Here is an 8,541-nt window from a genome sequence, read left to right on the forward strand (position 1 = left end):
ATGGGCCCGTTCGCGATGGGCGACCTCGCCGGCCTCGACATCGGCTGGCGCTCGCGCAAGGACCGTGGCATCAAGTCCGAGATCGCCGATGCCTTGTGCGAAGCCGGCCGCTTCGGCCAGAAGACCGGCAAGGGCTACTACAAGTACGAGCCGGGCTCCCGCGCGGCACTGCCCGATCCGGAAGTCGAGAAGCTGATCGACGAGACGCTCGCGCGCCTCGGCCGCAAGAAGCGCGTGGTGACGGACGACGAGATCCTCGAGCGCATGATGTATCCGATGATCAACGAGGGCGCGAAGATCCTCGCCGAGGGCATCGCGGCGCGTCCCTCCGACATCGACGTGGTCTGGCTCTACGGCTACGGCTGGCCGATCTATCGCGGCGGCCCGATGTACTGGGCCGACACGGTGGGCCTGAAGCACATCGCCGATCGTCTCGCCTTCTACGCCAAGGAGACCAACGATCCGAACCTCGAACCCGCGCCGCTGCTGAAGAAGCTCGCGGCCGAAGGCAAGACCTTCGCCTCGCTCGCGGCCGCCTCGAAAGCGGCGTGATGGCAACCATGGGCATGCTCTTTCCGTTCCTTCCCCCACGCAACCGGGGTCTACCCCGGTTGCGCATCCTTAGAAGACGCAAGTCGGGCAGGCCCGACTTGCGGTGGGGGAGGGGCAGGGAGGGGGGTAGCCCCAGGCGACGCCGGCGTTCGTGGCACCCCGTTCCCCCAACCCCTCCCCACAAGGGGGAGGGGAGCCCGGGCAGCGCGCTCGCCTTACATGTCTTCGCGGCGCGGACTTGGTAAAGTTTCGAATCCAGATGACCCATCCCGGCGAACAGTTTTACCCCGAAGGCGTGCATTGGGACGACACCATCGTCCAGGGCACGCTGCCCGACCTGTTGGCGAAGGCCGCCGCCGACTACGGTGCGCGCGCGGCGCTGGAGTTCCGCGACGGGCCGATCAGCTATTCCGAGTTCGAAGCGATGGTGGAAACCGCCGCCAGCGCCTTCCTGCGCGCCGGCTACGGCAAGGACGCTTCGGTCGCGCTGTTCCTCGGCAATACCCCCGACCACCCCGTCAATTTCTTCGGTGCGCTCAAGGCCGGCGCGCGGATCGTGCATCTGTCGCCGCTCGACGGCGAGATCGCGCTGTCGCACAAGCTCATTGATTCCGGCGCACGGGTGCTCGTCACGTCGAACCTCGCGGCGCTGCTGCCGACGGCGCTGAAGTTCCTCGAGAAGGGCCTGCTCGACCGGCTGATCGTCTGCGAGGACGATCATTGGGGCAAGATCGGCACGCCGCAGGCGCCAATCCCGCAAAATCCCGCGATCCTCACGTTCAAGAGCTTCGTCGACGGCGCCGCAAGACCTGCGCAGTGGCCATCCGTTGCGGTCGACGACGTCGCGCTGCTGCAATATACCGGCGGCACTACCGGACTGCCGAAGGGCGCGATGCTCACCCACGGCAATTTGACCGCCGCGGTGTCGATCTACGACGTCTGGGGCAGGCCCTCGCGGGCCAAGCGCGGCAACGTCGTCGAGCGCGTGATCTGCGTGCTGCCGCTGTTCCACATCTTCGCGCTCACGGTCGTGCTGTTGTCTTCGCTCCGCCGCGGCAATCTGATCTCGATTCATCAGCGCTTCGACGTCGAGGCGGTGATGCGCGACATCGAGGTCAAGCGCGCGACGCAATTTCCCGGCGTGCCGACCATGTGGATCGCGATCGCGGCCCTGCCGGATCTCGACAAGCGCGACTTCTCCTCGCTCGCGGGCATCGGCTCCGGCGGCGCGCCGCTGCCGGTGGAGATCGCGAAGTTCTTCGAGCGCAAGGTCGGCATGAAGCTGAAGAGCGGCTGGGGCATGACCGAGACCTGCTCGCCCGGCACCAGCCATCCGCAGGAAGGTCCGGACAAGCCCGGCTCGATCGGCCTGATGCTGCCCGGCATCGAGCTCGACGTGGTCTCGCTGGACGATCCGACGAAAGTGCTGCCGCCGGGCGAAGTCGGCGAGATACGCATCAAGGGGCCGAACGTCACCAAAGGCTACTGGAACAAGCCGAAGGAGAGCGCGGAGTCGTTTTCCGACGGTCGCTTCCTGACCGGCGACATCGGCTACATGGACACGGACGGCTATTTCTTCCTGGTCGACCGCAAGAAGGACATGATCATCTCCGGTGGCTTCAACGTCTATCCGCAGATGATCGAGCAGGCGATTTACACCCATCCGGCCGTGCACGAGGTGATCGTGATCGGCATTCCCGATCAGTATCGCGGCGAAGCGGCCAAGGCCTTCATCAGGCTGAAGAGCGGCGAAAAACCGTTCCCGGTCGAGGAATTGCGCAGCTTCCTCACCGGCAAGCTCGGCAAGCACGAATTGCCGGCCGCAGTCGAGTTCGTCGACGACCTGCCGCGCACGCCGGTCGGCAAGCTGTCGCGCCACGAATTGCGCCGGCAGAACAAGCCGGCGCCGCCGCAAGCCGCCGCGGGAGGTCGCTCATGACGCCCCGGAACGACGTTTCAAGGACCTAACGCTCACAGGAGGATCCGATGGATCTCGCATTCACGAAGGAAGAGCAGGCGTTTCGCGAGGAGGTACGGCAGTTCTTCCGCGACAACGTGCCCGCCGACACGCGGCGCAAGATGGTCGAGGGGCGTCACCTGTCCAAGGACGAGATGGTCGCCTGGTGGCGCATCCTGAACAAGAAGGGCTGGGGCGTCAGCCACTGGCCGAAGCAGTATGGCGGCACCGGCTGGACCACCGTGCAGCACTACATCTTCAACGAAGAGCTGCAGTCCTATCCGGCGCCGCAGCCGCTCGCCTTCGGCGTCAGCATGGTCGGCCCGGTCATCTACACCTTCGGCAACGAGGCGCAGAAGAAGCAGTATCTGCCGCGCATCGCCAATGTCGACGACTGGTGGTGCCAGGGCTTTTCCGAGCCGGGCTCGGGCTCGGACCTCGCCTCGCTCCGCACCAAGGCCGAGCGCAAGGGCGACAAGTGGATCATCAACGGCCAGAAGACCTGGACCACGCTCGCCCAGCACGCCGACATGATCTTCTGTCTCTGCCGTACCGACGCCAGCGCCAAGAAGCAGATGGGCATCTCCTTCATCGTCTTCTCCATGAAGTCGAAGGGTGTCACGGTGCGCCCGATCCAGACCATCGACGGCGGCCATGAGGTCAACGAGGTCTTCTTCGACAACGTCGAGGTTCCGATCGAGAATCTGATCGGCGAGGAGAACAAGGGCTGGGACTACGCAAAATTCCTGCTCGGCAATGAGCGCACCGGCATCGCCCGGGTCGGCGTTTCCAAGGAGCGGCTGCGCCGCATCAAGGAGTTGGCCGGCAAGGTGGAATCCGGCGGCCGCCCGATCCTGCAAGATCCCGCCTTCCGCGAGAAGCTGGCGGCCTGCGAGATCGAGCTGAAGGCGCTGGAATTGACCCAGCTCCGCGTCGTCGCCGACGAGGGCAAGCACGGCAAGGGCAAGCCCAACCCGGCGTCCTCGGTGCTCAAGATCAAGGGCTCCGAGATCCAGCAGACCACCACCGAGCTCCTTATGGAAGTGATCGGCCCGTTCGCCGCGCCCTACGACGTCCACGGCGACGACGGCTCGAACGAGGCAATGGACTGGACCGCCCAGATCGCGCCGAGCTACTTCAACAACCGCAAGGTCTCGATCTACGGCGGCTCCAACGAGATCCAGCGCAACATCATCGCCAAGGCGGTGCTGGGGCTGTGAGAACACCCCCGTCGCCACGCACTCACCGTCATGGCCGGGCTAAAGCGCGAAGCGCGTCTTCGTTCCGACACCCCGGCCATCCACGCCTAGCCGCAGACGAAGGACGTGGATGCCCGGCACAAGGCCGGGCATGGCGAAATCGATACCGGGAGAGTAGAGAAAATGGATTTTGACCTGACCGAGGAGCAGCGGCTTCTCAAGGAAAGCATCGACGGCCTGCTGACCGATTCCTACGATTTCGAGAGCCGCAAGAAGTACATGAAGGAGAAGGGCGGCTGGAGCAAAGCCGTCTGGGGCAAGCTCGCCGAGCAGGGCCTCCTGGGCCTGCCCTTCTCGGAGGCCGATGGCGGCTTCGGCGGCGGCGGCGTCGAGACCATGATTGTGATGGAGGCACTCGGCAAGGCGCTGGTGCTGGAGCCCTATCTCGCCACCGTGGTGATCGGCGGCGGCTTCCTGCGCCATGGCGGCTCGGCCGAGCAGAAGGCCGCCCACGTGCCCGGCATCATCGACGGCAGCAAGACGCTGGCCTTCGCGCAGCTCGAGAAGAACTCGCGCTACGACCTGTTCGACGTTGCTACCACGGCGAAGAAGAAGGGCGCTGGATGGGTGATCGACGGCGAAAAATTCGTCGTGCTCAATGGCGAGAACGCCGACACGCTCATCGTCACCGCGCGCACGAAGGGCGATCGCCGCGACAAGGCCGGCGTCGGCGTCTTCCTGGTGCCGGCCAATGCCAAGGGCGTTGCGAAGAAGTCCTATCCGACTCAGGACGGGCTCAACGCCGCCGACATCACCTTCACCGGCGTCGAGATCGGCGCCGATGCTGCGATCTCCGAGGACGGCCTTGCCCTGATCGAGCGCGTGGTGGACGAGGCCCGCATCGCGCTGTGCGCGGAAGCCGTCGGCCTGATGGACGAGTCGCTGAAGACCACGGTCGAGTACATCAAGACCCGAAAGCAGTTCGGCGTCGCGATCGGCTCGTTCCAGTCGCTCCAGCATCGCGCCTCCGACATGTTCGTCGCCGCCGAGCAGGCCCGCTCGATGTCGATGTTCGCGACCATGGCGGGCGAATTCGAGGACGCCAGGGAGCGTTCCAACGCGATCGCTGCGGCCAAGGTGCAGATCGGTAAGTCGCTGAAGTTCGTCGGCCAGCAGTCGATCCAGCTCCACGGCGGCATCGGCATGACCATGGAGGCGAAGATCGGCCATTACTTCAAGCGCCTGACCATGATCGAGAACACGTTTGGCGATACGGACTATCACCAGCGCCGCGTCGCCGACGGCGGCGGGTTGATCTGACGCTTCCGTCATTCCGGGGCGCGCGTCAGCGCGAACCCGGAATCCCGCACTACATCGTCATTGCGAGCGAAGCGAAGCAATCCAGAGTCTTTCCGCGGAGACAGCCCGGATTGCTTCGTCGCTACGCTCCTCGCAATGACGGAGGTCGTTGAAACAGGGAGGACAACAACAATGAAAAACACCCCGTTCGATCTCGCCGGAAAAGTTGCCGTGGTTACCGGTTCGAGCCGCGGCATTGGCCGCGCCTCCGCCGAACTCCTGGCGAAGTTGGGGGCCAAGGTGGTGATCTCCTCGCGCAAGGCGGACGCCTGCAAGGAGGTCGCCGACGGCATCGTCAAGGCCGGCGGCGACGCCATCGTCATCCCCTGCAACATCTCCCGCAAGGCCGAGGTCGAGGCGCTGATCGCGGGCGCGACGAAGCACTACGGCAAGGTCGACATCCTCGTCTGCAACGCAGCGGTGAATCCGTATTACGGCCCGCTGCTCGACATCGCGGACGAAGCCTTCGACAAGATCATGGGCTCCAACGTCAAGAGCAACGTCTGGCTGTGCGCGGAGGCGATCCCGCAGATGGCCGAACGAGGCGTCGGTTCGGTCGTCATCATCTCTTCGATCGGGGGCCTGCGCGGCTCGACCGTGATCGGCGCCTACGGCATCTCCAAGGCCGCCGACTTCGCGCTGTGCCGCTCGCTCGCCGGCGAATGGGGCCCGAAGGGCGTGCGCGTCAACTGCATCGCGCCGGGCCTCGTCAAGACCGATTTCGCCCGCGCGCTCTGGGAAGACGAAGCCCGCCTCAAGCAGCGCTGCGCCCACACGCCGCTCCGCCGCATCGGGGAGCCCGAGGAGATCGCCGGCGCCGTCGCCTACCTCGCCTCCAATGCCTCGACCTTCATGACCGGCCAGACCATCGTCATCGACGGTGGCGTGACCACGGCCGCGGTGTAGGCAGTCTTACCCTCTCCTCCTTGCCGCCGCGCTCTCGTGTCCCGGACGCGGCGCGGCACGTAAGTGACGCGACGCAGAGCCCGGACCCACGCTGCTGCGATCTCGATGGATGGGCGAGCAGCTTGACCTTCCGCCCCCAATCCCCTTTCTTTGGCGCGACGCAATCACCTCCCGCGACGGGAAACGCCAAGGTAAACCCTCATGTCCTTCGTCCTCGCCATCGATCAGGGCACCACCTCCTCGCGCGCGATCGTGTTTCGATCCGACATTTCCATCGCGGCCACCGCGCAAGCCGAGTTTCCGCAGCATTTTCCGGCCTCGGGCTGGGTCGAGCACGAGCCGGAGGACATTTGGGCATCGACCGTGACGGTCTGCCGCGAGGCGCTGGAGAAGGCTGGCGTGCGCGCGAAGGACGTCGCCGCGATCGGCATCACCAACCAGCGCGAGACCACGGTGGTGTGGGATCGCGCGACGGGGCAGGCCGTGCACCGCGCCATCGTCTGGCAGGATCGCCGCACGGCCGACGTCTGCGCGAAGCTGAAGGCCGAAGGCCATGAGCCCACGATCACGCAAAAGACCGGGCTGATCATCGATCCCTATTTCTCCGGCACGAAGGTCGCCTGGATCCTCGACCACGTCCCCGGCGCCCGGGCGCGCGCCGAGCGCGGCGAGCTGATGTTCGGCACCGTCGATTGCTATCTGTTGTGGCGGCTGACCGGCGGCAAGGTGCACGCCACCGACGCTACCAATGCCTCGCGCACGCTGTTGTTCAACATCCACACCGGCGCATGGGACGAGGAACTGTTGAAGCTGTTGCGCGTGCCGCGCTCGATGTTGCCGGAGGTGAAGGACTCCTCCGCGCGCTTCGGCGAGAGCGCGCCGGACCTGTTCGGCGGCGCGATTCTCATCTGCGGTATCGCCGGCGACCAGCAGGCCGCGACCATCGGACAAGCCTGCTTCCGCCCCGGCATGATCAAGTCGACCTACGGCACCGGCTGCTTCGCGCTGCTCAACACCGGCGAGACGCCGGTGGTCTCCAAGAACAAGCTGCTCACCACCATCGCCTATCAGCTCGGCGGAAAGCGCACCTACGCGCTCGAAGGCTCGATCTTCGTCGCCGGCAGCGCGGTGCAATGGCTGCGTGATGGGCTCGGCATCATCAAGCAGGCCGCCGAGACCGGCCCGCTCGCCGATCAGTCCGATCCCATGCAGAGCGTCTACCTCGTGCCGTCCTTCGTCGGCATGGGCGCGCCCTACTGGAATCCGCGCGTGCGCGGCGCGCTGTTCGGGCTGACGCGCAATACCGGCCCGGCCGAGCTCGCGCATGCCGCGCTGGAGAGCGTCTGCTACCAGACCTACGATCTGCGCGAGGCGATGCGCGCCGACTGGCCGGGCGAGAAGGCCACGAACGTGCTGCGCGTCGACGGCGGCATGACGGCGTCCGACTGGACCATGCAGCGCCTCGCCGATCTGCTCGATGCTCCCGTCGATCGCCCGATGATCCAGGAGACCACGGCGTTAGGGGCCGCCTATCTCGCCGGCCTTGCCGCCGGTGTCTACCCCGAACCGTCGAGATTCGCCGACAACTGGCGCCTCGAGCACCGCTTCAAGCCGAACATGAGCCAGGCGACACGGGAGCGGAAGCTCGCGGGCTGGGCAAGGGCGGTGAAGGGCGTGCTGGCGAGCGACGAGGGGGAGGGGTAGCCACGTTCATCATCGCCGGGGCTTGACCCACGAGCGTCCGGCACGATTTCTGCTTGAGGGCGCCTCTCAAGGGAGGGTCGCAGCGGCGCCTGCGACCCGGTGCGCCGTCTTGCCCGACGGGCAAAAAAATCCTGTTAAGGGGCTTGCGCCCCACTGTGCATGGGGTTGTTCCGCCGATTTTGGTTCGGGTCCCTGTAGCCCGGATGCAGCGAAGCGAAATCCGGGATGTCAGGCGTCCCGTATCCCGCCGCGCTCCATACGGGCACAGCTCGGAGGGGTACGGCGCTAACCGGCGCCGACCCGCTTCTTCTGCCAGGCCAGGTGCGCCGCGCAGGTGCAGCCGGGGGGATGCGAGGCGAGATCCCTTGCGGCCGTGTCGTTGGCGGGCGTGGCGGCGAAGGCCGCCGCGGGTGCGCTCTGCTGTCCCTCTCGCGCCGGGATGTAGTTCAGGATCGGCGCCAGCCAGCGTTCGACCTCGGCCACCGTCATGCCCTTGCGCGCGGCATAGTCCTCGACCTGGTCGCGCTCGATCCTGCCGACGCCGAAATAGAAGCTCTCGGGGTTGCTGAAATAGAGCCCGGACACGCTGCTGCCCGGCCACATCGCAAAGCTCTCGGTCAGCTTCACGCCGGCTGTCCGCTCCGCATCGAGCAGCTCGAACAGCGTCTTCTTCTCGGTGTGGTCCGGCTGCGCGGGATAGCCGGGCGCGGGGCGGATGCCCTGGTACTTCTCCAGGATCAGATCGGCGTTGGAGAGCGCCTCGTCCGGCGCATAGGCCCAGAACTCGCGGCGCACGCGCGCGTGCATGCGCTCGGCGAAGGCCTCCGCGAGCCGATCGGCCAGCGCCTTGCACAGGATCGAGGA

General features: G+C 66.0%; 7 protein-coding genes. 6 read left to right on the forward strand and 1 reads right to left on the reverse strand.

The window, feature by feature from the left end:
• The 6 genes from KGM94_RS20945 to glpK form a co-directional block, all read left to right on the forward strand.
• The coding region (locus KGM94_RS20945; protein ID WP_300263660.1) for a 3-hydroxyacyl-CoA dehydrogenase family protein at window positions 1-552 on the forward strand (552 nt) is incomplete at its 5' end.
• A 259-nt stretch (window positions 553-811) separates the two neighbouring features.
• Entirely contained in the window at window positions 812-2,491 is a 1,680-nt protein-coding gene (pimA, locus tag KGM94_RS20950) for a dicarboxylate--CoA ligase PimA (protein ID WP_300263661.1), read from the forward strand.
• A 47-nt stretch (window positions 2,492-2,538) separates the two neighbouring features.
• A complete protein-coding gene (pimC, locus tag KGM94_RS20955; RefSeq protein ID WP_300263663.1) occupies window positions 2,539-3,729 on the forward strand; it encodes a pimeloyl-CoA dehydrogenase large subunit in 1,191 nt (396 codons plus the stop codon).
• Window positions 3,730-3,891: 162 nt separating this feature from the next.
• On the forward strand, window positions 3,892-5,028 hold the full coding sequence (pimD, locus tag KGM94_RS20960; RefSeq protein ID WP_300263664.1) for a pimeloyl-CoA dehydrogenase small subunit: 1,137 nt from the start codon (window positions 3,892-3,894) through the stop codon (window positions 5,026-5,028).
• Window positions 5,029-5,199: 171 nt separating this feature from the next.
• Window positions 5,200-5,973 carry an SDR family oxidoreductase gene (locus tag KGM94_RS20965; RefSeq protein ID WP_366526263.1) on the forward strand — a complete coding sequence of 258 codons (774 nt, stop codon included), beginning with the start codon at window positions 5,200-5,202 and terminating at the stop codon, window positions 5,971-5,973.
• Between the two features lie 201 nt (window positions 5,974-6,174).
• Window positions 6,175-7,677 (forward strand): glycerol kinase GlpK, encoded by a 1,503-nt coding sequence (glpK, locus tag KGM94_RS20970; protein WP_300263688.1) that lies wholly within the window; start codon window positions 6,175-6,177, stop codon window positions 7,675-7,677.
• Window positions 7,678-7,962: 285 nt separating this feature from the next.
• Here glpK and KGM94_RS20975 read toward each other — a convergent pair.
• A partial coding sequence (locus KGM94_RS20975) for a vitamin B12 dependent-methionine synthase activation domain-containing protein (protein ID WP_300263690.1) occupies window positions 7,963-8,541 on the reverse strand: 579 nt, incomplete at its 5' end.

The sequence above is a fragment of the Bradyrhizobium sp. genome (assembly GCF_028868675.1).
In the GTDB taxonomy this organism is placed as follows: Bacteria; Pseudomonadota; Alphaproteobacteria; order Rhizobiales; family Xanthobacteraceae; genus Bradyrhizobium.

Coding starts and splice junctions, on each gene's coding strand:
- pimA (WP_300263661.1), top strand. CDS start 812: ATGACCCATCCCGGCGAACAGTTTTACCCCGAAGGCGTGCATTGGGAC.
- pimC (WP_300263663.1), top strand. CDS start 2,539: ATGGATCTCGCATTCACGAAGGAAGAGCAGGCGTTTCGCGAGGAGGTA.
- pimD (WP_300263664.1), top strand. CDS start 3,892: ATGGATTTTGACCTGACCGAGGAGCAGCGGCTTCTCAAGGAAAGCATC.
- KGM94_RS20965 (WP_366526263.1), top strand. CDS start 5,200: ATGAAAAACACCCCGTTCGATCTCGCCGGAAAAGTTGCCGTGGTTACC.
- glpK (WP_300263688.1), top strand. CDS start 6,175: ATGTCCTTCGTCCTCGCCATCGATCAGGGCACCACCTCCTCGCGCGCG.